Source organism: Pseudomonas sp. S2_C03, assembly GCF_054668405.1.
Genome location: NZ_CP162766.1, coordinates 861771 through 885234 on the forward strand (window position 1 = coordinate 861771; position 23464 = coordinate 885234).

Annotated in this window: 26 protein-coding genes and 2 pseudogenes; 9 read left to right on the forward strand and 19 right to left on the reverse strand. The window is 61.7% G+C overall.

The window, feature by feature from the left end; genetic code table 11:
* Positions 1–582: 582 nt before the first annotated feature.
* The 10 genes from AB4N64_RS04000 to AB4N64_RS04045 all read right to left on the reverse strand — a co-directional run bounded on the left by AB4N64_RS04000 (position 583) and on the right by AB4N64_RS04045 (position 8597).
* On the reverse strand, positions 583–879 hold the full coding sequence (locus AB4N64_RS04000; RefSeq protein ID WP_460122176.1) for a DUF3077 domain-containing protein: 297 nt from the start codon (positions 877–879) through the stop codon (positions 583–585).
* An 881-nt stretch (positions 880–1760) separates the two neighbouring features.
* On the reverse strand, positions 1761–2663 hold the full coding sequence (locus AB4N64_RS04005; RefSeq protein WP_460122178.1) for a metal ABC transporter substrate-binding protein: 903 nt from the start codon (positions 2661–2663) through the stop codon (positions 1761–1763).
* On the reverse strand, positions 2664–3563 hold the full coding sequence (locus tag AB4N64_RS04010) for a metal ABC transporter permease (protein ID WP_442098991.1): 900 nt from the start codon (positions 3561–3563) through the stop codon (positions 2664–2666).
* A complete protein-coding gene (locus tag AB4N64_RS04015; protein ID WP_460122180.1) occupies positions 3563–4306 on the reverse strand; it encodes a metal ABC transporter ATP-binding protein in 744 nt (247 codons plus the stop codon). Before AB4N64_RS04015 ends, AB4N64_RS04010 begins: the two co-directional genes overlap by 1 nt.
* Entirely contained in the window at positions 4303–5229 is a 927-nt protein-coding gene (locus AB4N64_RS04020) for a metal ABC transporter substrate-binding protein (RefSeq protein ID WP_460122182.1), read from the reverse strand. The genes AB4N64_RS04015 and AB4N64_RS04020 overlap by 4 nt, the downstream gene beginning before the upstream one ends.
* Before the next feature lie 35 nt (positions 5230–5264).
* Positions 5265–5837 carry a DUF6162 family protein gene (locus AB4N64_RS04025; protein ID WP_460122184.1) on the reverse strand — a complete coding sequence of 191 codons (573 nt, stop codon included), beginning with the start codon at positions 5835–5837 and terminating at the stop codon, positions 5265–5267.
* On the reverse strand, positions 5834–6163 hold the full coding sequence (locus AB4N64_RS04030) for a hypothetical protein (RefSeq protein ID WP_460122186.1): 330 nt from the start codon (positions 6161–6163) through the stop codon (positions 5834–5836). Before AB4N64_RS04030 ends, AB4N64_RS04025 begins: the two co-directional genes overlap by 4 nt.
* Positions 6160–6699, reverse strand: a complete 540-nt coding sequence (locus tag AB4N64_RS04035; protein ID WP_460122188.1) for a thiamine pyrophosphate-binding protein — start codon at positions 6697–6699, stop codon at positions 6160–6162. The genes AB4N64_RS04030 and AB4N64_RS04035 overlap by 4 nt, the downstream gene beginning before the upstream one ends.
* Positions 6696–7898 (reverse strand): PepSY-associated TM helix domain-containing protein, encoded by a 1203-nt coding sequence (locus tag AB4N64_RS04040; RefSeq protein ID WP_460122190.1) that lies wholly within the window; start codon positions 7896–7898, stop codon positions 6696–6698. The genes AB4N64_RS04035 and AB4N64_RS04040 overlap by 4 nt, the downstream gene beginning before the upstream one ends.
* A 240-nt stretch (positions 7899–8138) precedes the next feature.
* Positions 8139–8597 carry a VOC family protein gene (locus tag AB4N64_RS04045; RefSeq protein WP_460122191.1) on the reverse strand — a complete coding sequence of 153 codons (459 nt, stop codon included), beginning with the start codon at positions 8595–8597 and terminating at the stop codon, positions 8139–8141.
* A gap of 251 nt (positions 8598–8848) precedes the next feature.
* Here AB4N64_RS04045 and AB4N64_RS04050 point away from each other — a divergent pair, with 251 nt between their 5' ends.
* The 3 genes from AB4N64_RS04050 to AB4N64_RS04060 all read left to right on the forward strand — a co-directional run bounded on the left by AB4N64_RS04050 (position 8849) and on the right by AB4N64_RS04060 (position 11595).
* Positions 8849–10063, forward strand: coding sequence for an SfnB family sulfur acquisition oxidoreductase (locus AB4N64_RS04050; protein WP_460122193.1), 1215 nt, complete (start codon positions 8849–8851; stop codon positions 10061–10063).
* Between the two features lie 2 nt (positions 10064–10065).
* Positions 10066–10731 (forward strand): methionine ABC transporter permease, encoded by a 666-nt coding sequence (locus tag AB4N64_RS04055; protein WP_460122194.1) that lies wholly within the window; start codon positions 10066–10068, stop codon positions 10729–10731.
* Between the two features lie 93 nt (positions 10732–10824).
* Positions 10825–11595, forward strand: coding sequence for a MetQ/NlpA family ABC transporter substrate-binding protein (locus tag AB4N64_RS04060; protein WP_460122196.1), 771 nt, complete (start codon positions 10825–10827; stop codon positions 11593–11595).
* Positions 11596–11689: 94 nt separating this feature from the next.
* Here the strand turns inward: AB4N64_RS04060 and soxR are convergent, their stop codons facing one another.
* Positions 11690–12157, reverse strand: coding sequence for a redox-sensitive transcriptional activator SoxR (gene soxR, locus AB4N64_RS04065; RefSeq protein WP_460122198.1), 468 nt, complete (start codon positions 12155–12157; stop codon positions 11690–11692).
* Positions 12158–12250: 93 nt separating this feature from the next.
* Between soxR and AB4N64_RS04070 the strand changes: the two genes are divergently transcribed.
* Complete coding sequence (locus AB4N64_RS04070; RefSeq protein WP_460122200.1) at positions 12251–12616, forward strand: antibiotic biosynthesis monooxygenase; 366 nt, start codon at positions 12251–12253, stop codon at positions 12614–12616.
* On the opposite strand, the gene AB4N64_RS04075 is transcribed toward AB4N64_RS04070, so the two are convergent.
* The 4 genes from AB4N64_RS04075 to msuE all read right to left on the reverse strand — a co-directional run bounded on the left by AB4N64_RS04075 (position 12613) and on the right by msuE (position 16794).
* Positions 12613–13716, reverse strand: a complete 1104-nt coding sequence (locus tag AB4N64_RS04075; protein ID WP_460122203.1) for a sigma-54 interaction domain-containing protein — start codon at positions 13714–13716, stop codon at positions 12613–12615. The two genes, AB4N64_RS04070 and AB4N64_RS04075, sit on opposite strands and share 4 nt — an antisense overlap.
* A gap of 24 nt (positions 13717–13740) precedes the next feature.
* Entirely contained in the window at positions 13741–14928 is a 1188-nt protein-coding gene (locus AB4N64_RS04080; RefSeq protein ID WP_460122205.1) for an acyl-CoA dehydrogenase family protein, read from the reverse strand.
* Positions 14929–15074: 146 nt separating this feature from the next.
* The gene (gene ssuD, locus AB4N64_RS04085; RefSeq protein WP_460122207.1) at positions 15075–16220 is read right to left on the reverse strand and encodes an FMNH2-dependent alkanesulfonate monooxygenase; all 1146 of its coding nucleotides are present in this window, start codon (positions 16218–16220) and stop codon (positions 15075–15077) included.
* A gap of 10 nt (positions 16221–16230) precedes the next feature.
* Entirely contained in the window at positions 16231–16794 is a 564-nt protein-coding gene (gene msuE / locus AB4N64_RS04090) for an FMN reductase (protein WP_460126592.1), read from the reverse strand.
* A gap of 403 nt (positions 16795–17197) precedes the next feature.
* Between msuE and AB4N64_RS04095 the strand changes: the two genes are divergently transcribed.
* The 4 genes from AB4N64_RS04095 to AB4N64_RS04110 all read left to right on the forward strand — a co-directional run bounded on the left by AB4N64_RS04095 (position 17198) and on the right by AB4N64_RS04110 (position 21362).
* Entirely contained in the window at positions 17198–17467 is a 270-nt protein-coding gene (locus tag AB4N64_RS04095; RefSeq protein ID WP_460122208.1) for a hypothetical protein, read from the forward strand.
* A gap of 95 nt (positions 17468–17562) precedes the next feature.
* Complete coding sequence (locus AB4N64_RS04100; protein WP_460122210.1) at positions 17563–18177, forward strand: LysE family translocator; 615 nt, start codon at positions 17563–17565, stop codon at positions 18175–18177.
* A 160-nt stretch (positions 18178–18337) separates the two neighbouring features.
* A complete protein-coding gene (locus AB4N64_RS04105) occupies positions 18338–19498 on the forward strand; it encodes a cysteine desulfurase family protein (RefSeq protein ID WP_460122211.1) in 1161 nt (386 codons plus the stop codon).
* Positions 19499–19553: 55 nt separating this feature from the next.
* The gene (locus AB4N64_RS04110; RefSeq protein WP_460122213.1) at positions 19554–21362 is read left to right on the forward strand and encodes an aminopeptidase P family protein; all 1809 of its coding nucleotides are present in this window, start codon (positions 19554–19556) and stop codon (positions 21360–21362) included.
* Here the strand turns inward: AB4N64_RS04110 and AB4N64_RS04115 are convergent.
* A pseudogene (locus AB4N64_RS04115) lies at positions 21355–21468 on the reverse strand (LysR family transcriptional regulator); the annotation flags it as partial. The gene AB4N64_RS04110 and the pseudogene AB4N64_RS04115 sit on opposite strands and share 8 nt — an antisense overlap.
* Here AB4N64_RS04115 and AB4N64_RS04120 point away from each other — a divergent pair.
* A pseudogene (locus tag AB4N64_RS04120) lies at positions 21465–21704 on the forward strand (zinc-binding dehydrogenase); the annotation flags it as partial. The pseudogenes AB4N64_RS04115 and AB4N64_RS04120 overlap by 4 nt on opposite strands.
* Here AB4N64_RS04120 and AB4N64_RS04125 read toward each other — a convergent pair.
* The 3 genes from AB4N64_RS04125 to AB4N64_RS04135 all read right to left on the reverse strand — a co-directional run bounded on the left by AB4N64_RS04125 (position 21701) and on the right by AB4N64_RS04135 (position 23431).
* Positions 21701–22291, reverse strand: a complete 591-nt coding sequence (locus AB4N64_RS04125; protein ID WP_460122215.1) for a 2-hydroxychromene-2-carboxylate isomerase — start codon at positions 22289–22291, stop codon at positions 21701–21703. The pseudogene AB4N64_RS04120 and the gene AB4N64_RS04125 overlap by 4 nt on opposite strands.
* A 35-nt stretch (positions 22292–22326) precedes the next feature.
* Positions 22327–23055, reverse strand: a complete 729-nt coding sequence (locus AB4N64_RS04130; protein ID WP_460122217.1) for an SDR family oxidoreductase — start codon at positions 23053–23055, stop codon at positions 22327–22329.
* 94 nt (positions 23056–23149) lie between these two features.
* Positions 23150–23431, reverse strand: coding sequence for a hypothetical protein (locus tag AB4N64_RS04135; RefSeq protein ID WP_460122219.1), 282 nt, complete (start codon positions 23429–23431; stop codon positions 23150–23152).
* Positions 23432–23464 lie beyond the last annotated feature (33 nt).

A 23464-nucleotide genomic window follows, 5' to 3' on the forward strand; every position in this document is an offset into this window, starting at 1 on the left:
CATATCCATTGCTGCGGTAACGGCCGCTTATGGTTTCGCTCTTACAGCGGGTCACTTTGGCCCCTGTAGGAGCGAGCTTGCTCCGGGCGGCGTTCCGACGATGGCGGCCTGACGGTGTACATATCCGTTGCTGCGGTAATGGCCGCTTATGGTTTCGCCCTTACGGCGACTCACTTTTTTACAAGCGCCCGGAATGCCGGCCCAGAAAAAAGTAAGCAAAAAACGCTCGCCCCAGCGTACGGCCCCTCGCTGAGGCTCGGGATCCCTTCGCTCCGGCATCCATCCGGGGACATCGCCTCCGGTTTGCTGCGCTGCACCTCCTCTCGATGTGTGCGGCTGCGCCGCACGGCGCTGCGCGCCCACTCCCCGGATGAATGCCTCCACTCAGCCTTCCAGAAGGGGCGGGTGGATCAAAAGCCTGCAAGGCGAGCTAACGCTCGGCCTTGTGGTTTGGTTGGGTTGGCGCTGTCCCTGTAGGAGCGAGCATGCTCGCGATGGTCGTCAACGATGACGCGGGCTGTCTGACACCCCGCGGTGCGTGATCCACCATCGCGAGCAAGCTCGCTCCTACAGGGGACAGTGTTATTTCTGTGTCCGCTCTGGCGCAGGCTCCAACACCTTCACCACATCATCCACCAACGCCTTGCCCATCTGCGTCAGATAATGCGCGGCCCAGGCGTGTCGGTCGGAATCGCGGGTGTAGGCGGCGTCCTCGGTCAGGCCTTTGGCCAGGAACAGGAAATCGGAAGCCATGGACAATGCGTCAACGAGCGGGACGTTGCGAGAGACGCGGAAGAGTGGATTGTCGGTGCAGTAGATGAGGGGGGTGAGGCCGATGGTTTTGAGTTCGGCGGAGCTTGATGATTTTGTTGCTTTCACTGTATTTACTCCTCGGGTTAAGGAGCTGCCATGTTCGTTTCCAAGCGAAGGGGTGGCAGCTGTACGCAGGTTGGAAAACCGGGAACCGAGGAACCGGCACGCCAGAGGGCGTCCCGCGCACAGCCGCCATCAAACCAGAACGCACGCGTAAAACGGATGCATTCTGAGGGTTGCTAGGTGCGCTTCGGTATGACGGGTTTCCAAGCCCGATCGCTGAATGCTCAGCGACGATCCGAGACTATCCCGCCAAAGAAACGCGCAACAAGGCATCAAAGTGCCCAACAGCAAGATTCGGAGTTTGCCTACAAAGGGCAGTAGGAAGCATCCGATATTTCGTCACATCAATTAAACACAAGTCTCGGGTTTGCATAAAACACTGTGGGAGCGGCGGTGCGACGATTCGACTTGCCCGCGATGGTCGTCAACGATGACGCGGGCTGTCTGAATTCCCGCGGCGCCCGAACCACCATCGCGAGCATGCTCGCTCCTACAGGTGAGTGCGTCGCTTCAAAGGATAGGCCGGCCGGTAGGCCGCCTCGGCGTGCCGTTACGCGGTGCCCGCCCCCTCGAGGGCATGCCGAGCCTAGGCGAGGCACCGAACGAAAGGGGCATGGCGTTTTGGTTACTTTGCGCCGGGCCGCGCAGGCCTTTCCAAAGTGACCCGCCGTAAGGGCGGAACCTTAAGTGGCCGTTACCGCAGAAATGGATAGGTACACCCGTAAAGCCGCCATCGCGGGCAAGCCCGCTCCTACAGGGGGCAAAGTGACCCGCTGTAAGAGCGGAACCATTAGCCGCCGTTACCAAAGGAATGGATATGTACACCGCAAAGCCGCCATCGTCGGAACGCCGCCCGGAGCAAGCTCGCTCCTACAGGGCCTACCTCAAACCCCACTCAACCCCTTGATCACCAAATCCACATTCCCCTCCAGCTCAGCCACCGGATCCGCGCCGTCCACACTCAACACAACCAACCGGCTACCGGACTCGGCAATTGCCGTCTTCACCGCGTCGGACGGCTGGCGGTGGTGCATGACCACGGCCACGTCATTGTCCTTGAGCGTCGCCGTCAATTGCTTCAGCGCCTCGGGCGTCCAGTCGGCGTCTGGGCGGGGGTCAACGCCGATCAGTTCCAGGTTCAGGCTGCCGATCAGGTAGCCGAAGTGATCGCTGAGGCTCATTACGCTCAGGTTGTCGGCACTGGCCAGCCGTGCCTCGCTGTCGGCGCTGAACTTGAGCAAGCGTTGCTTGAGCGCCGCCAGGTTGGCCTCTATGGTTGGCTTGTCGGCGGGTGCCAGGCGCACCAGGTCGGCTGCCATGACATCCGCCATGCGCCCCATGTTGTTGCTGGAAAACCATGGCTGGCTGTTCAGGCCATCGACCTTGTTGCCAGGCTGTACCGCGATGCCGGGCAGGGCGCCATCCACTGGGCGGGCGGCGTCGACTTCGACGATGCGGATGTTGCTGCGTCGTGCAATCGGATAAAGCGAGTCGTCCGCCCACAACGAACGCAAGCCGATCACCGCGTCGGCGTCGCTCGCCTGTTTGGCCAGCGCCGGCGCGCCGCGCCCGGTGAAATAAGCGTTCTGGCGGCTGCCAGGCAAGTTGGCTGGCGCGGCCCGTTCAAGCTTGACGTGGGTGCCTTTGAGCAAGGCTTCGCCCAGGCCGTAAGTGATGGGCAAGGACGCCAGCACGTGCAGCGGCCTGGCGCTGTCTACCGCGAAGGCAGTGTTGGCCAGCCCGCAGAGGGCAACGGCCAGGGTCAGTTGACGCAGAGAAAATGACATTTATCCAAGATTCCCTTTCAGGCTGGGGACGACGCCGCGCGCGATGGCGGCGAGGGCGAAGGCGATACCGGCCATCAGAATGATTGCCGCACCGGACGGGATCGGCAGGTCGAAGACAATCGGCGCGAGAATCCCGCAGAGGGTACTGACGGTGGCGATCAGCACCGAACACCAGAAAAAGCCCTTCAGTGATTGGCTCAGCAGTCGTGCTGCGGCGGCTGGAATCACCAGCAGCGCGCCCACCAGAATGGCGCCGATGACTTTCACCGCGGCCACGGTGATCAGCGTCACCAGGATCACGAACAGGTAATCCAGGGCCTTCACCGCCACGCCGCGTACCGCTGCGAGTTGCGGGTTGAAGCTGGCGAGCATGATGCGGTTGTACAGCGGCAGTGCCAGTGCCATCACCAGCGAGCCGACGATGGCCAACACCAGCAGGTCATTGCCGTTGACCGTCAGCACCGAGCCGAACAGCACGTTTTCCAGGATGTGCACGTTGATCTTGCCAGCCAGTATCAGCAGCAGGCTCGCGCCCAGCGCCAGCGACACCGACAGAAACACGCCGATCAAGGTGTCTGGCGCCAGGCCCGTGCGGTTGCGCAGGTAATTGAGCAGGATGCCGAACAGCAGGCAGTAACCGAACAGGCTGCCATACGGCCCGGTGTAGGGTTCGCCGAGCAGGATGCCAATGGCCACGCCGGTCAGCGCTGCGTGCCCTACGGCTTCGGAGAAAAACGCAAAGCGCTTGACCACCACCAGCGTCCCGAGGCCGCCCAGTACCGGACCGATCAGCAAACCGGCAAGCAACGCGTTGACCACGAACCCATAAGCCAGTGCTTCCGGTAGATAACCCGAAGACGCCCAGCCCTGAACCATCAAGCGAAAGGCTTCGTAACTCATCAGGCAGCGCTCCGTGGATGGGTCGAGAACAGGGTCATCAGGGTTTCCGGTGTCAGCGCCTGCTTCGGCGTGGCATCGAACAGCACCCGACGATTGAGGCCGGTGACACGATCGGCCAGTCGCCCGACCGCCTCCAGGTCGTGCTCGATCCACAGCACGGTAATGCCGCTCTGGCGCCAGTCGCCCAGCAGCCGCTCGAATACCTGGATGCCGGCCTCATCGAGGGCCGACATCGGTTCGTCCAGTACCAGCAATTGTGGCGCCGGGATAAGTCCCTGCGCCAGCAACACGCGCTGGCGCTCGCCGCCGGACAACGCGCCCATGCGGCGTTTGCGCTTGTCTTGCATGCCGACACGCTCCAGCGCCTCGCCAATGGCCGTCGCATAGTGCTTGCTCAGCCCGAGGAACGCCGGGCGGCGCTGGCACATCGCGGCCATGAAATCATCGACGGTCATTGGCAAGCCACGATCAAACTCCAATGCCTGGGGGACATAGCCGATGGTGCCGGGATCGCCGGGCCATTGCAGGCTCAGGCGGCCCTGGTGGGGCATTTGCCCGAGCAGGGTCTTGATCAGCGAACTCTTGCCGCCGCCGTTGGGGCCGACCAGCGCATGCACGCTGCCGGGCGGCACCTGGAACGTGACCTTGTCGAGGATGGTGGTGCGGCCCAGGACCAGGCCGATCTCGGCAAAGTCCAGGGTCGGGCCGCTGCAATGCAGGTTGAGGGGTTCCTGAGCGGTCATGCGCCAGACTCCTGAATGGCCCGAACCACGGTGTTGAGGTTGCCGGTCATTTCCTTTTCGTACTTGTCGGCGGTGTATTCGCCGTAGGAAATGTGAGACAGCGGATAAAGTTTCACCCCTGATTCGCGCTGGATGGTGTCGACGTAGGTGGACGGGAAATCCATCTCCGAGAAGATCACCTTGACGTCCAGCTCACGCAGTTGGTCGATGGTCTTTTTCAGCTGGCTCGGGCTCGGCTCGATACCGTGTGCCGGTTCGACCACGGCGGTGACCTCCAGGCCGAACTCACGCAGCAGGTAGTCATACGCCGCGTGCACGGTAGCCACCCGCAGTTCGGCGTTGGGTGCCTCGGTCAGCTTGGCCAGGGCATCGGCGCGCATCTGACGCAGGCGTTTGCCGTAGGCACGGGCGTTCTGGGTGTAGGTTTTGGCGTTGGCCGGGTCGAGTTTTCCCAGTTCGCGGGCAATGTTATTGACCTGGGCAATCGAGGCGCTTATCGACAGGAAGGTGTGTGGGTTGACCACTTTACCGGCGCCGCGAGCGGCAACCCCGGTGGCAGCCAGCAATGGCACGTTTTCATTGGCTTCGATCACGGCCACGTTGGGTGTTTCGCTGGCGGCGATCATGCGGTCGGCGAAGTCGTCGTGGCCGACGCCGTTCAGCACGATCACGTCCAGCCCACTGATGCGCTTGATGTCTTCGGCGCGGGGTTCGTAGGCATGCGGGTTGAAACCGGCCGGGATCAACGGCACCACCTCGGCCTTGTCGCCGACGATGTTGGCCACGTAGCTGTAATAAGGGTGCAGGGTGATGCCGATGCGCAGGCGCTTGGCTTCGTCGGCGCAGGCCAAGGGTGTCAGCAGGCAGGCGAACAGGCCGACCAGCAGCAGGCGCCAGAAAGAGCGTTGAGATGAAATAGGCATGGGAAAGCGGTCTTCTCTCGATGAAAGGCGAGGGGTCAGTGCCGATGCTGGCGCGTTACGCCGGCGTCGAATTGCGCGACGATCTGCTGCCAGCCGGCGCTTTGCAGCGCGGCGTCAGTCAGGTCGGCGGGCGCCTTGAGGTCGGCGGCTCGGTTGAGCCAGATGTCGGGGCCGTCTTCGTTCGCGTTCAGGCGCATCAGAAACGAGCCCGCCACAGCGGGCGACTGGCTGTGCCCGAAGTACGCGTTGGCGTTGAGCAGTTGCCAGGCATGGCCACCCCGGCTGATGGAGCTGGCGTCCTGTGCGAACGGCGCAAAACCCTCGTCGGCGAGGGTTTCAGGCGTTGGCACGGTTTGCTGTTCCTGTTGCAGCAGGCGGATTTCGTCCAGCGTGACTCGCAGATCGGCGTAGATGCCTTGTTCGGACGCGCTGAGGTCGCGGCGGGCATCCAGTTGATGATTGCTGATGCGGGTGGTGTCCTGGGACTCGTGGCGCCAGGCAACCACGGAACCGGCAACCGCCAGGATCAGCAGGCACAACAGCAGCACATTGAGGGTTTCATGACCGGCCCCGGCCGGGCGCACGATTTGCGTGGTGGGTGTGCTCATGGTGCCTGGATGTCCGCTTGGTCGATCTCGACGACGTGACCGGGACCTGCGTCGAACAACACATAGAACTCGGCGCCTGGTTTCTTGAAGGTCAGTTTCGAGTCTTCACCGAGCTTGCCCGGCACCAGGATCGTTTCGTCATAGCCGATCACATCCAGGGTTACACCTGGAGCGCCGCTGCCGTCGGAGAAACCGCCGGTACACTGGATCTGCTCGGCGTCGATGGCCTTGCACTCACACATCGGGTTGTGTGCCAGGGCGCTGGCGCTGAAACCGGCGCACAGCACCAGCAGGGCGACGTGGAATGGGCGAATGGCGTTGATCATGGTTTGCCTCCTTGTTTGTTCAGCCACGCAATGGTGGCCGGGGATGCCTGGCTCAGAGGGACGGATGCCTGGTGCATCGAACCGTCCCAACCTTCCATCGTGATCCACAGTTCGTCAGTGGCCTTGGTCTTTTCCGGGATGGGCAACATGGCGCCCATGCGATAGGGCGCGCCGAAGAAAATCACCCCGGCGGCGCGCAGGCTGCGCGGTTTGCCGATGCGCAGGTAAGTGGCCTTGACCTGGTCGCGGCAGCTGTCGCACAGCGCGGCGTTGAAAGCCTTCATGTAGCCGGCTGGATCGGGGCGCGGTGCTTCGTTGCGAAACTCGGCCAATCGCAGACTCCATGGGCCGACCTGCACTTCACCGACTTCGCGCTCGCCCAGGCCGGTGTCACCGCGAAACAACGCAACTTCGGAAAAATACTTGGGCATGAAACCCAGCGGTATCAGCAGCAGCAGAACGTTGATGTGGAAGCGCCACTTGTGCCAGAAACGGCTGAGTGCGGAGCCCGGTTTTTCAGCGGTAAACAGGCTCATTGGCTCACCCCCGGGGTGCTATGGCCAGCCACCGGGGCGACCTCGAGGTTGCGTGGGCGTTTTTTCTCGCGCTTGAGAGCGTTGGCGGTGGCCAGTGCGGTACGTTTGGTCCAGATCAGCAGGCCGCTGAGGACCATCATGCTCAGCAGCAGGCCGAAGAAGAACCAGATCAGCTTGATCCACAGCCCACCGAAATCACCGGTGTGCAGCGGCCGCATCGACTCGGTCACCAGTTCCAGGCCCGAGCGGTCGGACAGCAGGCGGGTCACGGCGACATCGCCGGTATACGGATTGACCTCGGCGGTCTGATAAATTAGCGGGTACCAGCTGCGGCCCCCCACGGACAGGTAGCTGTAGGCATTGGCGGGCAGTTGGACAAAGCTGTCGTCGAGGCCGGGAATGCGTTCCTTGACCTCCTGGATCGCCGATTCCAGGCTGATCATCGGCGCTGGCGAGCCATTGGTGGTGAGCGGCACGCTTTCACGTGGCACCACCGGCGCGACCGGAGCGGTGGAAATCGAGATCTGGTTGTCGTAAAGGAACGCTTCGATCATGAACCAGGTACCGGTCACGGAAATGGTCGCGATGAACCAGATGGACCAGATGCCGCTCAGACGGTGGAAGTCCCCCCAGAAAATCCGTGCGCCGTGGCGCAGGCGCAGGGTCGGACGCAGGAAACCTTTCCAGAACTTCTTGTACACCACCAGCCCGGTGATCAACGACACCAGCATCGGCAATCCGAGGAAGGACACCAGGTACCAGCCCCAGCTGTAGCCATTGGTGAACGGCACCAGCCACCAGCCATGCAGGGCGCGGGTAAAGGCCTGGAAGTTGAACTCCGGCGCGACGCCCTGGATCACCCCGCTGTACGGATTGACGTAGACCGTCACGCTGCGACCGTCGGGGTAGGTGACGCGGGCATCGAGGGCAAAATGCGACTCGTCCGGCCGGCTGATGGACTGCACCAGCGTGTTCGGCTCGGCCTTCTTCATTTCGGCGAGAATCTGGTCATACGTCAGTAGCGGCGCATCGTCCGTTGGCTGAGTCGCCCTCATTTCGGGGTTGGCCAGCCAGACGATTTCCTGGCTGACCACAGCCAATGTACCGGTGACACAGACGATCAGTACGAAAAACCAAATCGGCAGGGCCAGCCAGCTATGGACCAGAAACCAGAGTTTTGAACGGGATTTCTTCGACATGGTGGAGGTCTTGTATGAGATGAGAGGGCCCCTGCTGCGGGCTTCCCAGCGTGAGGTCCATGAAAAGTGCGGTCGTGGCTTTTGCCTACGCGAGCCGACTACATCTATATAAGACGGATGAGAATTCAAAACCCCGAAGCAAATATGAAAGTAAATGTTTCTTATTCTGGAAAATGGCAAAAATTGTGGGAGCGGGCTTGCTCCCACAATGGTGAGGTGTGATGAATAAAACCTATGGAATCACCCCTGCTCAAACATCTCCCTGGCCCGCTGCTCAATCTCCTCCTGACTCAAGTCCTCCTTGCGCGTGGCCAAAAACCACAAATGCCCGAACGGATCCTTCAGCGTGCCGGACCGATCGCCATAGAACTGATCCTTGACCTCGGACACCAGCGTGCCGCCTGCCGCAATCGCCTGCTTGAAAGAGGCGTCGACGTCGTCGACATACAGATGCAGCCCTACGGACGGCGAGGCGTCCGGATTACTCAACGGTCCTTGATCACACGGCGTACCGAGCATGATCGGACAATGGCCGATGCGCAGCTCGGCGTGGCCAACGCCGCCATCCGGCATGGCCAGGCGCATGATTTCGACGGCACCGAAGGCTTTTTTGTAGAAATCGATGGCTTCGGCGGCTTTTTGGATGCCCAGGTACGGCGTAATGCCGGGATATCCGTCTGGAATGGGTTTGACGTTCATGTCCGTCTCCCTGTTGTTGTCGGTAAGGTGTTGCGTCGCCGGTTGACTATAGGTCAACCGGCCTGGCGACCAGGGAGCCCCCGACCAACCGCAGCGCCACTGTTCGGCCATCAACAGTGAAGCAACAGAATGTTCGGCGGGTGCCTGTTCAAACTCTTCGATATCGCCTCAACCACCCGCCAACACGGGCTTCGGCCGTCAGGCACAGAAGCTGCAATGTCCTCGGTAAACACCGGTACCGAGAGACACCCATGCCTGAATCTGCCGTTTATCCGATCAACCCGCCTGCCGCCCACCGCATCGCCGATGAGGCCGAAGCCCTGCGTGTGGCCGAGCGCGTCGCCGCCGTACTATTGGAGCAGGACGCCGAACGCGACCGTACCCGGCAAGTGCCAGCCGAGGTCGTCGACCTGTACTCCAACAGCGGCTTGTGGGCCATCAGCGTGCCCAGGGTGTTTGGCGGTGCGCAGGTGTCCTACGCGGTGCTGGCGCAAGTCATCGCGATCATCTCGGCGGCCGATCCGTCCCTGGGGCAGATTCCGCAAAACCATTATTGCCTGCTCGAAGACATCCGCCTGCAGGGCACTCCGGAGCAGCAGGCGCATTTCTTTGGGCTGGCGTTGCAAGGCCACCGCTTTGCCAACGCCCTGTCGGAGACCGGTGGCAAGAACGTGCAGGACATTCAGGCCACCATCCGCCGGTATGGAGACGGTCACGTCATCAATGGACGCAAGGGCTACTGCACTGGATCGCTCTACGCGCACTGGCTGGCGGTGTTGGCATTGGATGAAGAGCAGAAGGGCCAGCTGTCATTTGTGCCGCGAGGTACGCCGGGGCTGGTGATCGTCGATGATTGGGACAGCATCGGCCAGCGCACCACCTCCAGCGGCACGGTGCTGGCCGAAGACCTTCACGTCCCGGCGTTCAACGTGTTCCCCACTTACCGCTCCTACGAGAGCCCGACCCTGGCCGGCCCGTTCGCGCAATTGACCACCGCTGCCATCGACGCCGGCATCGCCCGTGCGGCGTTGCGGGATACCCTTGCCTTTGTGCGCGAGTTCGCCCGTCCGTGGATCGATGCGGGCGTCGACAAAGCCAGCGAAGACCCGCTGACCATCATTCAGGTCGGCGCATTGGATATCCGCCTGGAGGCCGCCGAAGCCTTGCTGGAGCGTGCCGGTTGGGCGCTGGATGCCGCGCGGTCGGCACCCGATGAAGACAATGTGGCCCAGGCGTCCCTCGCCGTCGCCAGGGCCAAGGTGCTGACCACGGAAATCGCCATCGAGGCCAGTAACAAACTGTTCGAGCTTGGCGGCACACGCTCCACCCTGAAAAAGCACAACTTCGATCGTCACTGGCGCAATGCCCGGGTCCACACCTTGCACGATCCGGTGCGCTGGAAGTACCACGTGGTCGGCAACTGGCTGCTCAATGGCGTGAAACCGCCGCGCCACGACTGGTCGTGATCATGGGCGAACTGTTCAAGAACATTTATTGGGCGGACATCGGCCAGGCCTGCCTCGACACCTTGACCATGCTCGGTGCCGCCCTCGGTTTTACCGTGCTGCTGGGGTTGCCGCTGGGCGTGGTGCTGTTCCTTACCGGCAAGCGTCAGTTGCACGAAGCGCTGGGTGTGTATCGGGTGCTGTCGGTGCTGGTGAACATGCTGCGCTCGCTGCCCTTCATCATTTTGTTGATTGTGCTGATTCCCCTGACGACGCTGCTGGTGGGCACTTCGCTGGGTGTACCGGGGACCATTCCGCCGTTGGTGGTTGGCTGCACGCCGTTCTTCGCGCGGCTGGTGGAAACCGCGTTGCGCGAAGTCGATCGCGGCGTGGTGGAGGCCACCCAGGCCATGGGCGGCAGTACCTGGCAGATCATCCGTCACACCCTGTTGCCGGAAGCCCGGGGCGGGTTGCTCGCGGCGGTCACCGTCACCGCCATCGTGCTGGTGGACTACACGGCGATGGCCGGGGTGATCGGGGGCGGTGGCCTGGGCGACCTGGCAATCCGCTACGGCTATCAACGCTTTCAGACAGACGTGATGGTGGTCACCGTGGTGCTCCTGTTGATCCTGGTCCAGGCCCTGCAGATGACCGGTGACCGCCTGGTGGCGCGCTACAGCCGACGCTGAAGAGGCGATGGCTTGGTTTCAACAACCTTAATGAAAACAATCAGGCCCCACGTCCACCCCACGACGGCCACCTTATCTGCCTAGGAGTGCAACATGAAAAAGACCCTGGCCATTCTGGCTGCCCTTGTGTCGCTCGGCGTTCACGCCAACGAAAAACTCACCGTCGGTGCAACCCCGGTGCCCCACGCCGAGATCCTCGAGTTCGTCAAACCGACCCTGGCCAAGGAAGGCGTGGACTTGAACATCAAGGTGTTCACCGACTTCATCCAGCCCAACCAGCAGTTGGCGTTGAAGAACCTCGACGCCAACTACTACCAGTACCGGCCGTTCCTCGATGACTACAACAAGACCCGGCATACCGACCTGGTGCCCGTGGTCGGTGTACACATAGAGCCGTTTGGCGCCTATTCGACCAGAATCAAGAACATCGCCGAGCTCAAGGATGGCGCCAGCGTCTCGATCCCCAACGACCCGGTGAACACCGGCCGTGCCCTGGTGCTGTTGCACGAAGCCGGCTTGATCAAACTCAAGGACCCGAGCAATACGCTGGCGACCCAGCGCGACATCATCGAAAACCCCAAGCACCTGAAAATCCGTGAACTGGAAGGTGCATTGCTGGCGCGCTCGGTCAGCCAGGTGGACCTGGCGTTCGTTTTCGCCAACTACGCGCTGGAAGCCGGGATCGACACCAACAGCGCGTTGATTGTCGAGAAGGGCAAGAGCCTGTACATCGAATTCCTCGTGGCCCGACCGGACAACATCAACGACCCGGGTTTGCAGAAACTGGCCAAGGCGCTGAATTCCGATGAAGTGCGGCAGTTCATCCTGACCCGGTACAAGGGACAGATTGCGCCGGGGTTCTGATCTTCGTTGTCTGATCTGACGCTATCGCGGGCAAGCCCGCTCCTACAGGGGATCTATCCACTGTAGGAGCGGGCTTGCCCGCGATGGCCGCCCCCTATTCAGGATCAACCCCCGATTCCAGGAGCTGCGCCCCAACTCCACGCTCCCCCAACACATCACCCAAATTGCGCAACGGACACGCCTCCATCGACAAACACCCACACCCGATACAGCCATTGAGCTTGTCGCGCAGCAGGGCCAGTTGGTTGATCCGCTCATCCAGCTCCCGGCTCCACTGCGCAGACAACACCTGCCAGTCCGCCGCCGTCGGTGCTCGGTTGTCAGGCAGCGATTTCAACGCCGTGCCTATTTCCGCCAAGGGAATGCCCAGGCGCTGCGCCACCTTGATCAGCGCTACCCGGCGCAGCACTTCTCGGGGATAACGGCGTTGGTTGCCCTGGTTGCGGTTGCTCCTGATCAGCCCCTTGGACTCATAAAAATGCAGCGCCGTAACCGCAACACCACTGCGCGCGGCGAGTTGACCGACAGTGAGTTCCTTGTGCGCCTGTTCTGGGGTGAGCATCGAAATTGCCTCTTGACCTCGACTTAACTAGAGGTTTTACCCTGCAGGCCTTCGGATCGCAAGATTCGGCTTACACGTCAGTGGGGAATCTTCATGCAAGCACCAGAGAAAAATCGCAGCTTCACCCAGTTGATCGAATTTGAGATCGAACCCCATCAGCAACCGGCGCTGGTGTCGGCGCTCTCTAGCCAGACTGAACGCCTGGCCCAGGGCTACAGCGGTTTTCTGAGTGCGAGTATTCAGGCCAGCGAGGACGGCCGGCGTGTGCTCAGTTACCTGCAATGGCAAACGCGTGAAGCGGGAGAAGCCGCGTTCCAGAGTTTTGAAAGCGGCGAGGAGGATTTCTGGCAACTGATTCGCGCGCATCAGGCAAAAACCGTGACGTTCGGCTCGTTCCAGGTGTTGCACAGCCTGGAACGTAGCCAGGACGACGCGCTGCACTGCAACCTGGTGGGCTAAATCGACAGGTGCATCAACCGCTCACCCTGAACGTTTTCCGTCGGCCGACGTTTGTTCACCGCCAATTCGCCAATTTTGATCAGGCGGGTGCGTGTGACGTTGCGGCTCAGGCCCAGAAGTGCAGCGGTGTGCACCTGGTTGTAGTGGCTGAAACGGTAGGCGGCTCGCAGCAAGGCGTCCTCGACTTTTTCGTGCAGGGCACCGGCCTGTACCTCGAAGAGTTTCTGAAAAGCCCGTTCGAGCAGGGCCTCCGGTGAATCGTGAGGGTGACCTTGGCCATCATCCTGACGCTCGATGCGCATGTGCGACAGGCGCAGGTCATCCCGTTCGATCACGCCGTTACGGCAGATCAGCAGGGTGTGGTGAATCACGTTTTCCAGTTCGCGGATGTTGCCTGGCCAACTGTAGCTGCGCAGTTTCAGCTCGGCTTCCTTGCTGATGGTGATGGTGCCGTAGCCCAGGCGCTGGCTGTAGGCGTCGACGAAGTGCCGGGTCAGCGGCAGGATGTCGCCCGGACGGTCGCGCAGCGGGCTCAACTCCAGGCTGACCACGTCGAGGCGGTAATACAGGTCTTCACGGAAATGTCCGGCGTTGATGGCTTTTTCCAGCTGCACGTTGGTCGCCGCCAGTACGCGCACGTTGATCGGGATGCTCTTGCGTGAACCCAGGCGTACCACCTCGCGCTCCTGCAATACCCGCAGCAACTTGACCTGGATCGCCATCGGCAAATCGCCGATTTCGTCCAGGAACAACGTGCCGCCGTCGGCTTCTTCAAACCAGCCGGCCTTGGCGCTCAAGGCTCCGGTGAAGGCGCCTTTCTCGTGGCCGAACAGCTCGGCCTCGACCAGGGACTCGGAAAACGCGCCGCAGTTGACCGCCACGAACGGACGGTTGCGTCGGGCGCTGAGGTTGTGGATATGCCGTGCTACCAGTTCCTTGCCGGTGCCGGTTTCGCCGATGATCAACACGCTGGCTTCACTGGGGGCGACTTGTTGCAGATGCGCCAGCAGTGCCTGGGATTTAGGGTCTTCGAAGACTTGGGCCGTGGCACGGATCGAGGTGGCCAGAGCGGGCGAGGGTGGTAAGGTCAGCAGTTGCATGGGGGCACGCTCCATGTAGGCAATTTATGAATAGAAAGTCGGAATCGGCAGGGCCTGGTTGAGCGCCCAGTCGCCCAGTTCGTGGAGTTTGTAATCCACCGGGTCATGCAGGGTTTGCGTGCGCAAATTGCGCCAGTGGCGGTCCAGGCGCAGCGAGGCGTGGGTCGAGCGGGCGCCGGTGACTTCGAACAGCCGGCTGCACAGTTCCAGGCCGTTGCGGGTGGCGGCGACCTTGGCCGTGGCGATGGCCGTGGCCAGGTGTCCACGTTCTTCTGCGCTGAGGGCGGGCCCTTTCGCCCAGGCTTTGTCGAGCAGGTCAGTGGCGCGCTCCACCAGCAAGCGAACGCCCTCGAGCGCTACCCAGAACTCGCCGTAATGGCCCAGCACGTAAGGGTCCTGTCGCACATCCTGGGTATTGGATTTGTGCCACGCACGGGTTTCGGTGAGGGTGTATTGGCGCGCTTCCGCGAAGGCGCCTTCGGCGATGCCGAGAAACATATGGGTAAATGTCAGTTGTGCGATTAACGGCCGCAGGCAGGCAAATGGCGTGCTCAACGGGCCCGGGTCCAGCAACAGTTCCGATTCCTCGACCCGCACCCGTTCGAACGATGCGCTGCCGCTGTCGGTCTGGCGCTGGCCCATGTTGTTCCAGTCGTTGTGCAGGGTGATGCCGCTGCGGCCGCTGGGGATGGCCGCGATCAAGAGCTTGCCGCCAGCGTTTTCATCCACCGCCGAGGCGATCAGCATCTGTGAATCGCTGGCGCCGGAGCAGAAGCTTTTCTTGCCGGAAAACTCGCGCCAGCCGCCGAGGTCCTTGACCACGGTACGGGTGTCCAGTGGGTTGAGGGCGTTACCCCAGAACCAGTTCTTGCGTGCCGTCTGTTCAAACCAGGGCTGCCATTGTTCGGGCCGCGAGAACAGGCGCACGGTGGCGAGCATCAGGTGGTGGAAACCGAAGACGTGGGCAATCGAACTGTCGACCTTGGCGAACTCACGCACGATGGTCAGGGTTTCACTCCAGCTCGCGCCGAGGCCGCCGTACTGGGTGGGAATGCTCAGGGCCAGCAGGCCGCTGTCGCGCAAGGCGTCGCGTTCGGCTTTCGGCGTGCCACCACGCTCATCGCGCTCGACAGCCGTCAGGGCAAACTCGGCGGCCAGGCGGCGGGCGGTTTGCAGGGGGGAAATCAGAGCGCTTTGCGGCTTGGCGGTCACGCGGGGTTCCTCTTTGAAGACAATGCACGTTCCTGTAGGAGCGAGCATGCTCGCGATGGTCGTCAACGATGACGCTGGCGGCCTGACACCCCAAGGTGCCTGATCTTCCATCGCGAGCGTGCTCGCTCCTACAGGTCAGGCGTCCGTCAGGCAGTGGCTTTGGCAGGCAAAACATCATTGGCGATCATTTCGCCAAACGGCCCGGTGAGGTTGGTGACCCCGCGCCCAGCCAGGCTCGCGTAGGGTTCGGGCAACAATGGGAAGACCAGTTCGGCAAAGCGATAGGCTTCTTCAAGGTGCGGGTAGCCAGAGAAGATGAAGCTCTCGATCCCCAGGTCGGCGTATTCCTTGATGCGGGCCGCCACTTGTTGCGGGTCGCCCACCAGCGCCGTCCCGGCGCCACCGCGCACCAGGCCGACGCCGGCCCACAGGTTGGGCGAGATTTCCAGGTTGTCTCGCCGGCCATCATGCAGGGCGGCCATGCGCCGCTGGCCTTCGGAGTCGAAACGCGAAAACGACTTCTGCGCCGCCGCGATGGTTTCGTCGCTGATGTGTTCGATCAGTTTGTCCGCGGCCTTCCAGGCTTCTGCGGCGGTCTCGCGGACAATCACGTGCAAGCGAATGCCGAACTTCACCGTGCGCCCGTGACGCGCCGCTCGCTCACGCACATCGGCGAGCTTCTGTGCCACGGCGGTCGGCGGTTCACCCCAGGTCAGGTAGACATCGACCTGTTCGGCCGCCAGGTCGTGGGCGGCGTCGGACGAACCACCGAAATACAGCGGCGGGTAGGGCTTCTGCACGGGCGGATACAGTGCTTTGGCGTTCTGCACTTGCAAATGCTTGCCCTCGAAATCCACCGCTTCGCCTTGCAGCACGCGGCGCCAGATCCTGAGGAATTCGTCGGTGACTTCGTAGCGTTCGCTGTGATCCAGGAAAATCCCGTCGCCCCGGTTTTCGTCAGGGTCACCGCCGGTGACCACGTTGATCAGCAAACGGCCGCCCGACAGGCGATCCAGCGTCGCCGCCATGCGCGCCGACACGGTCGGTGAAATGATCCCCGGTCGGATCGCCACCAGGTAACGCAGGCGTTCGGTCAACGGCACCAGGGCTGAGGCGATCACCCAAGAATCCTCGCAGGAGCGCCCGGTGGGGATCAGCACGCCGTGGTAGCCGAGGCTGTCGGCGGCCTGAGCCACTTGTTTCAGATAATTGAGGGTGACCGGGCGTGCGCCCTGGGTGGTGCCCAGGTAATGGCCATCGCCGTGGGTCGGCAGAAACCAGAAAACATCCATGAACAGATCCTTATGCGATTTTCAGCAGATTGTTGGGGTGCACGCCGAACAACGGCGCAGCGCGCTCAGCAGCAAGGCGAATGCGGGCCTTCAAGGGCTCACTGGTTATTTGGTAATTGGCGAAATCGGCTTCGGTGGCGTAGACACCAATCGGCAGGGTCAGGGCCTGGAAGAAACTGAACAGCGGACGCAACTGGTGATCGAGCACCAGCGCATGGCGCTCGCTGCCTCCCGTGGCGGCGAGCAGCACCGGCGTGTTGACCAGTGCATTGAGGTCGATCAGATCGAACAGGTGCTTGAGCAGGCCAGGGTAAGAACCCCGATAGACCGGCGCCGCGACAATCAGCAGATCGGCGGTCTCGATGGCGTGCAACTGGGCCTCGACGCTGGCTTCCAGTTCCTGGCGCGACAGCGCCGCGCCCAATGGTCGGGCAATGTCGCCCAGCTCGATCAGTGTGCTTTCGATCGGCAATTGCTCGGCCAGCTCGCGCAGCAGTGCCTGGGTCAGCACCAAGGTGCGGGAAGGACGCCAGGTTCCGCCGGAAAGGGCGACGACTTTCAATGGACGCGACATCATCAGTTCCTTTTTAAACAGTTGCTCAATGAGCAGTGAGTAGTCACTGGGCTTGAGCAAGAGCTGTACCAGTCCACCCGGCCCCAGGTTTTCCGGGGCTTGCAGCATGACGACTGGGCAACGCTGTTGGTGTTTCAAGACTGTTTGTTGAATGACTGTTGCCTGGCGAACAGTTGCGTGGGCAACAGTGGGATTAGGTGATGGGGTTGTTATAAAGCCAGATTGTTATTCCGCAAAATACTATAAAATAATATTTATAGATCTTTATAGAATATTCAATGAGTGCGCACCGGGGCATTAGAAAAACTCGATAGCCACTATCGAAAGCGTTGATTTCTGCCGGCCGGAGGGCACGGGTAGCCTGTGTTCATTGCCCCGAACCCAGATGCCAGGACGCCCAATCATGAAAACTCTACTCACCACTGCCGTGCTGCTCGCCGCCTCCGTCCTCGCCGGATGCGCCACCCATGTCTCCCCGGAACTGCGTCCCTACACCGACGAAGAAACGCGGGAACTGGCGATGGAAGCGTTGAATCGTCGGGGCCTTTCGTTCGACGAATACCATGCTAAAAAAGCCGAATTGCTCGGCCAGCCCCAGAAAACCTTCGGTTACGACAAACAGGGTGAAATGAGCGCTGGACGTGCTGTCCAATTGCATGGTCGTCCAAGCTGAGCCACTGTACTGCTCGAACTTTCACGCAACTGTCCATGGGCTTCCCGGCAGGCGTGCGATAGGGTCAATACCTGACCGACCCTGGACTGCCACCGATGACGCTCTCGCTCGACCTGCTGCTGGGCTTCGCCCTGTTTGCTCTTGTGACCTCGATCACGCCCGGCCCAAACAACACGATGTTGCTGGCATCCGGCGTGAACTTCGGCTTTAACCGAACTATCCCGCATATGCTAGGCATTACCTGCGGCTTCTTTGTGCTGGTGGTGGCGGTCGGATTCGGCCTGGGGGCAGTGTTTCAAACCTATCCGTTGCTCTACACCGTTTTGCGTTATGTCGGCGCGGCCTATTTGCTGTACCTGGCGTGGAAGATCGCCCACTCGGGGCCGGTCTCCGACAGTGAGAGCGGCCAGGGAAAACCGATCAGCTACCTCGGTGCGGCCGCCTTTCAGTGGGTCAACCCCAAAGCCTGGATCATGGCCATCGGCGCCATCAGCACTTACACGCCGATGCAGGGCTATTTCACTAATGTCATCGTGATCGCAGCCGTTTTCGCCATCATCAACCTGCCCAGCGTCGGCGTCTGGGCGGCGTGTGGCACGCTATTGCGCAACGTGCTCAAGGATCGTCGCTGGTTGCGCCTGTTCAACTGGGGCATGGCCGCGCTGCTGGTGGTCTCGTTGTATCCGTTACTGCTCGAAAGCTTTAGCTGACGCATTGCTTCAACCCGTTGCCCGATGCCTGTTAAGCTCGCCTTCAGGAGCGTTCCAACGCACTTTCAAATGAAGTCGTCCTCTTCAACGCATCCGATCAGGCCGCGCCGGTGGACAGATTCCCGGCCACTGATCCCGGAACAAGCTCTGCGAGTCTCTTATGAATAAACGCCCGCTGTATTTCGACTACGCCGCCACCACGCCGGTGGATGAGCGAGTCATTCAGGTGATGGTCGAGTGTCTTGGCTTTGCCGGCAATTTCGGCAACCCGGCGTCCAGCTCCCATGCGTTCGGTCGCGAGGCGCGGCAAACGGTCGAGCAGGCGCGCCGGCAAGTCGCTGATCTGGTCGGCGCCCAGGCATCGCAGATTGTCTGGACGTCCGGTGCCACCGAATCCAACAACCTCGCCCTCAAGGGCGTGGCCCAGGCCCGAGGCGTGTCCGGCGGTCACATAATAACCAGCCAGATTGAACACAAGGCCATTCTCGATACGGCCAGACAGTTGCAGGACAGCGGCGTTGCCGTGACCTACCTGGTGCCGGACGCGCAGGGCCTGATTACGGCCCAGGCTGTCAGCGAAGCGATGCGCGAGGACACCTTCCTGGTGTCGCTGATGCTGGTCAATAACGAGTTGGGCACAGTCAATGACATCGCTGCCATCGGTGAAGTCGTACGCGCCCGTGGGGCCTTGTTCCATGTCGACGCCGCTCAGGGCGCGGGGAAAGTGGCAATAGACCTGGCGAAGCTGCCGGTAGACCTGATGTCCTTCTCGGCGCATAAACTCTACGGCCCCAAAGGCATCGGCGCGCTGTATGTCGGGCCGCGGGCCCAGCAGCGATTGCAGGCGCAGATCCATGGCGGGGGCCATGAAGGTGGTTTGCGTTCCGGTACGCTGGCCACCCATCAGATTGCCGCCATGGGCGTCGCCTTCGCACTGGCGGCGCAGGTGTTCGATGAAGAAAAAGCCACCATCGTGCGTCTGCGCCAGCGTCTGCTCGATGGCTTGTCGAGCCTGCCGGGGGTGAGCGTCAATGGCAGCCCGACCCAGCGCATTCCCCATACCCTGAGCCTGACCTTCTCCGAGGGCGAGTTCAATTCCACGGCGTTGAGCACCTCGATTGCGTTTTCGGCGACCTCGGCCTGCAACTCCGCGAGCAACACGCCTTCCCACGTGCTGCTGGCCCTGGGGCATGACGCCCGCTCGGCGAGCCGTACCGTGCGTTTGAGCCTGGGCCGATTCACCACCGAGCAGGATATCGACCAGGCGGTGCAACTGATTAAAGCCAACTGCGCCAGTGCTCCGGCATTCTGGGCAACGTGATACTAAAGTGCCGGCCTGACCGGCACTCAACAATGAGTGGTTAGCAGGAGACATGATGAGTACGCAGCCTTCGATCAACGGTTCGGTGCCCCAGCGCCTGGCGCAGACCCGCGAGCTGATGAGCCGGGAGGGCATTTATGCCCTGTTGGTGCCGTCGGCCGACCCGCACCTGTCGGAATACCTGCCCGGCTACTGGCAGGGGCGGCAATGGTTGTCGGGCTTCCACGGTTCGGTCGGTACATTGATCGTCACGCCGGATTTCGCCGGAGTATGGGCCGACAGCCGCTATTGGGAACAGGCGACCAAGGAACTCAAGGGCAGCGGTATTGAACTGGTCAAGCTGCAACCGGGCCAACCGAGCCCGCTGGACTGGCTGGCCGAGCAAACCCCGGAAGGCGGTGTGGTTGCCGTGGACGGTGCAGTGATGGCGGTGGCGTCGGCGCGGACCCTGGGTGGCAAGCTCGAAGAGCGCGGCGCGCGCCTGCGTACCGACCTTGATCTGCTCGATCAGGTCTGGGGCGATCGCCCGGAACTGCCTGACGAGCCGATTTATCAGCACCTTCCTCCACAAGCGACCGTCAGCCGTGGCGAGAAACTCGCCAGCCTGCGCGAAACACTGAATGCGCGGGGTGCCGATTGGCATTTCATCGCCACCCTCGACGACATCGCCTGGCTCTTCAACCTGCGCGGCGGCGACGTGTCGTTCAACCCGGTATTCGTGTCCTTTGCACTCATCAGCCAGCAACAGGCGATGCTGTTCGTGGCCTTGAGCAAGGTCAGCGCAGAGTTGCGCGCAGTGCTCGAGCAGGACGGCATCACTCTGCGCGACTACAACGAAGTGGCCGACGCCCTGCGCGCGGTGCCGGATGGCGCCAGCCTGCTGGTGGATCCGGCACGTGTCACGGCCGGGCTGCTGGACAACCTGGGCAGCGGCGTGAAACTGGTCGAAGGCTTGAACCCGACGACTTTGGCCAAATCGCAGAAAAGCCTGGACGACGCCGCGCACATTCGCCGCGCGATGGAGCAGGATGGCGCGGCGCTGTGCGAATTCTTCGCCTGGCTGGAATCGGCCTGGGGCCGTGAGCGCATCACCGAACTGACCATTGACGAACACCTGACCGCTGCACGCGCCAGGCGTCCGGACTACGTGTCGCTGAGCTTCAACACCATTGCCGCCTTCAACGCCAATGGCGCCATGCCGCATTACCACGCGACCGAAGAAGAGCATGCGGTGATCGAAGGCGACGGCCTGTTGCTGATTGACTCCGGCGGCCAATACCTGGGTGGCACCACAGACATTACGCGGATGGTGCCGGTCGGCACGCCGACCGCAGAGCAGAAGGGCGATTGCACCCGCGTCCTCAAGGGCGTGATTGCCCTGTCTCGCGCGCGTTTTCCTCGGGGGATCCTGTCGCCGCTGCTGGACGCCATCGCCCGTGCGCCAATCTGGGCGGACAACGTCGACTACGGTCACGGCACCGGTCACGGCGTGGGGTATTTCCTCAACGTCCACGAAGGGCCGCAAGTGATTGCCTATCAGGCCGTGGCGGCGCCGCAGACTGCCATGCAGCCAGGCATGATCACGTCCATCGAGCCGGGCACTTACCGTCCTGGCCGCTGGGGTGTGCGTATCGAGAACCTGGCGATGAACCGCGAGGCCGGTAAAAGCGAGTTCGGCGAGTTCCTCAAGTTCGAAACCCTCACCTTGTGCCCGATCGACACCCGCTGCCTGGAACCGTCGTTGCTGACGGCCGAGGAAAAACAATGGCTCAACGACTATCACGCGCAGGTGCGCGAGCGTTTGAGCCCGCTGGTCGATGGTGCAGCACTCCAGTGGTTGAACACGCGCACGGCGGCTATCTGATCGGCTTGAATTCGGGCGCTGCCTGCAGCGCCTGGCTCATGTAGTCGACAAAGGCCTTGACCCTGGCGGATTGGCGACGATTCGCCGGGGACACCGCGTGTACTGGCTCCGCTGTCGTTTCGCGGGGCAACGTATTCCGGGGTGTTTACCTTGCTGCCGCTGCTCACTGGCGTGGGGCGCGAGCAGCACGGGCAGATTCTTCGCCAGGCGGCGCAGTTGATCGAGGCGGGCGAGCTCAAGCCATTGATGGATCCGCGCACCTTCACGCTGGAGAATGCCGAATCCGCCCATGAGCTGCTGAAGTCGGGAGCAGCCGAGGGGCGGTTGGTCATCGAGGTCTAACGCAAGGCTTCGATGACGAAGTCCAGGCGATCCTGGCCGAAGTACAACTGGTTATCGACGAACATGCTCGGTGCACCGAACACGCCACGAGCCACGGCCTGCTCGGTATTGGCCTTCAGCGTCGTCTTGACCTCTTCATCGGCGGTCAAGGCCAGCACTTCAGTGGGGTCGAAGCCGTTCTGCGTCAGCACGGCGGCGACCGTCGCCGGATCGTCAAGGCTACGCGCTTCGACCCAGAGTGCGTGGAACAGGCACTCGATGAACGCCTGAAAACGTTGCGGATGGCGCAGTTGCATGCCCGTGACGGCGCGCATCAGCATCAGGGTATTGATGGGGAAGTTCGGGTTGTATCTCAGGGGTACGCCATATCGTTGGGCATAACGGTCCAGGTCCTGGAACATGTAGCGACCCTTGGCCGGAATGGTTGCCGGGGATGCATTGCCCGTGGCCTTGAATACACCGCCGAGCAGCATCGGAATGTAGATCAAATGGCTGTCGGTCTGCGCGCAGATTTTCGGAAGCTGGGTGTAGGCCAGGTAGGTGGCAGGGCTGCCGAGGTCGAAGTAGAACTCCACGGTTTTGCTCATGATCGGTGCGCTCCTTGTTATTGTTTGGGGGAGGCTTACCAGCGTTCGTTCCAGGGACGCAGGTCCAGCTCGAAAGTCCAGGCGTCGCGAGGTTGGCTGTGCAGGAACCAATAGTTGTCGGCGATGTGCTCAGGGTCGAGGATGCCGTCCTGATCCTTGGTAGCGTACTTTTCGGGGAAATTGTCGCGAATGAAATCGGTGTCGATGGCACCATCGACGACCACATGGGCCACATGGATGTTCATCGGGCCCAGCTCGCGCGCCATGCTCTGGGCCAGTGCGCGGATGCCATGCTTGGCACCTGCGAAGGCGGCGAAACCGGCGGCTCCGCGTAAACCAGCAGTCGCACCGGTAAACAGGATCGTGCCCCGTTGGCGCTTGACCATGCGCAAGGCGACTTCACGGGCATTGAGGAATCCGGAGAAGCAGGCCATTTCCCAGATCTTGAAGTACTTGCGTGCGGTCTCTTCGAGGATGCTGCATGGCACATTGGCGCCGATATTGAACACGAACGCTTCGATGGGACCGAGCTGGCTTTCGATCTGCTCGATGAGCGCCACCACATCCTCTTCCTTGCGCGCATCGCAGGCAAAACCGTGGGCTTGCCCACCGGCAAGGTTGATGGCATCCACCAAGGGTTGGAGCTTGTCGGCGCTGCGCCGGGTCACGCAGGCGATGAAGCCTTCCCGCGCGAATCGCCGGGCGATTGCGCCGCCCGTGGCATCCCCCGCCCCCACTACCAGAACGACTTTGCTGTTATCCATGCTCGACCCCATCGCTGAACGATCGTTGATGCACGGACGTTATGCCGGGGATCGGACGGGCGTCAAGACGGTGAAACGGACAGACGACCGGCCTTTATTTGCAGATGACAATCATGCTGCGGCTGGTGTAGCCGGCAGGGTTGAGACCGAACGGATAGTCGCCGGGCTCCTCCACGCCATCCCCTGACTTGGCGATGACCTTGTAGCTCTTCGGCGCGCATGAGTTGGCGGCACTGGCGTAGCACTTGTCCCACGACGACGACAACCCGGAGCAGTTGATATGCAAACCTTTCTTGCCACGTTTGGTGTGGGTTTCCGCCGTCGCCGCGCAGCCTGCAATTGCAAGCACGGCGATCAGTATCAAAATACGTTTCATTGCTGTCCTTAAAGCGTCCCGGATCTTCGTGCC

Excerpts from the sequence above, each read along its gene's own strand:
- AB4N64_RS04005 (WP_460122178.1), bottom strand. The coding sequence starts at position 2,663 with ATGTCATTTTCTCTGCGTCAACTGACCCTGGCCGTTGCCCTCTGCGGG.
- AB4N64_RS04010 (WP_442098991.1), bottom strand. The coding sequence starts at position 3,563 with ATGAGTTACGAAGCCTTTCGCTTGATGGTTCAGGGCTGGGCGTCTTCG.
- AB4N64_RS04015 (WP_460122180.1), bottom strand. The coding sequence starts at position 4,306 with ATGACCGCTCAGGAACCCCTCAACCTGCATTGCAGCGGCCCGACCCTG.
- AB4N64_RS04020 (WP_460122182.1), bottom strand. The coding sequence starts at position 5,229 with ATGCCTATTTCATCTCAACGCTCTTTCTGGCGCCTGCTGCTGGTCGGC.
- AB4N64_RS04025 (WP_460122184.1), bottom strand. The coding sequence starts at position 5,837 with ATGAGCACACCCACCACGCAAATCGTGCGCCCGGCCGGGGCCGGTCAT.
- AB4N64_RS04030 (WP_460122186.1), bottom strand. The coding sequence starts at position 6,163 with ATGATCAACGCCATTCGCCCATTCCACGTCGCCCTGCTGGTGCTGTGC.
- AB4N64_RS04035 (WP_460122188.1), bottom strand. The coding sequence starts at position 6,699 with ATGAGCCTGTTTACCGCTGAAAAACCGGGCTCCGCACTCAGCCGTTTC.
- AB4N64_RS04040 (WP_460122190.1), bottom strand. The coding sequence starts at position 7,898 with ATGTCGAAGAAATCCCGTTCAAAACTCTGGTTTCTGGTCCATAGCTGG.
- AB4N64_RS04045 (WP_460122191.1), bottom strand. The coding sequence starts at position 8,597 with ATGAACGTCAAACCCATTCCAGACGGATATCCCGGCATTACGCCGTAC.
- AB4N64_RS04050 (WP_460122193.1), top strand. The coding sequence starts at position 8,849 with ATGCCTGAATCTGCCGTTTATCCGATCAACCCGCCTGCCGCCCACCGC.
- AB4N64_RS04055 (WP_460122194.1), top strand. The coding sequence starts at position 10,066 with ATGGGCGAACTGTTCAAGAACATTTATTGGGCGGACATCGGCCAGGCC.
- AB4N64_RS04060 (WP_460122196.1), top strand. The coding sequence starts at position 10,825 with ATGAAAAAGACCCTGGCCATTCTGGCTGCCCTTGTGTCGCTCGGCGTT.
- soxR (WP_460122198.1), bottom strand. The coding sequence starts at position 12,157 with ATGCTCACCCCAGAACAGGCGCACAAGGAACTCACTGTCGGTCAACTC.
- AB4N64_RS04070 (WP_460122200.1), top strand. The coding sequence starts at position 12,251 with ATGCAAGCACCAGAGAAAAATCGCAGCTTCACCCAGTTGATCGAATTT.
- AB4N64_RS04075 (WP_460122203.1), bottom strand. The coding sequence starts at position 13,716 with ATGCAACTGCTGACCTTACCACCCTCGCCCGCTCTGGCCACCTCGATC.
- ssuD (WP_460122207.1), bottom strand. The coding sequence starts at position 16,220 with ATGGATGTTTTCTGGTTTCTGCCGACCCACGGCGATGGCCATTACCTG.
- msuE (WP_460126592.1), bottom strand. The coding sequence starts at position 16,794 with ATGTCGCGTCCATTGAAAGTCGTCGCCCTTTCCGGCGGAACCTGGCGT.
- AB4N64_RS04095 (WP_460122208.1), top strand. The coding sequence starts at position 17,198 with ATGAAAACTCTACTCACCACTGCCGTGCTGCTCGCCGCCTCCGTCCTC.
- AB4N64_RS04100 (WP_460122210.1), top strand. The coding sequence starts at position 17,563 with ATGACGCTCTCGCTCGACCTGCTGCTGGGCTTCGCCCTGTTTGCTCTT.
- AB4N64_RS04105 (WP_460122211.1), top strand. The coding sequence starts at position 18,338 with ATGAATAAACGCCCGCTGTATTTCGACTACGCCGCCACCACGCCGGTG.
- AB4N64_RS04110 (WP_460122213.1), top strand. The coding sequence starts at position 19,554 with ATGAGTACGCAGCCTTCGATCAACGGTTCGGTGCCCCAGCGCCTGGCG.
- AB4N64_RS04125 (WP_460122215.1), bottom strand. The coding sequence starts at position 22,291 with ATGAGCAAAACCGTGGAGTTCTACTTCGACCTCGGCAGCCCTGCCACC.
- AB4N64_RS04130 (WP_460122217.1), bottom strand. The coding sequence starts at position 23,055 with ATGGATAACAGCAAAGTCGTTCTGGTAGTGGGGGCGGGGGATGCCACG.
- AB4N64_RS04135 (WP_460122219.1), bottom strand. The coding sequence starts at position 23,431 with ATGAAACGTATTTTGATACTGATCGCCGTGCTTGCAATTGCAGGCTGC.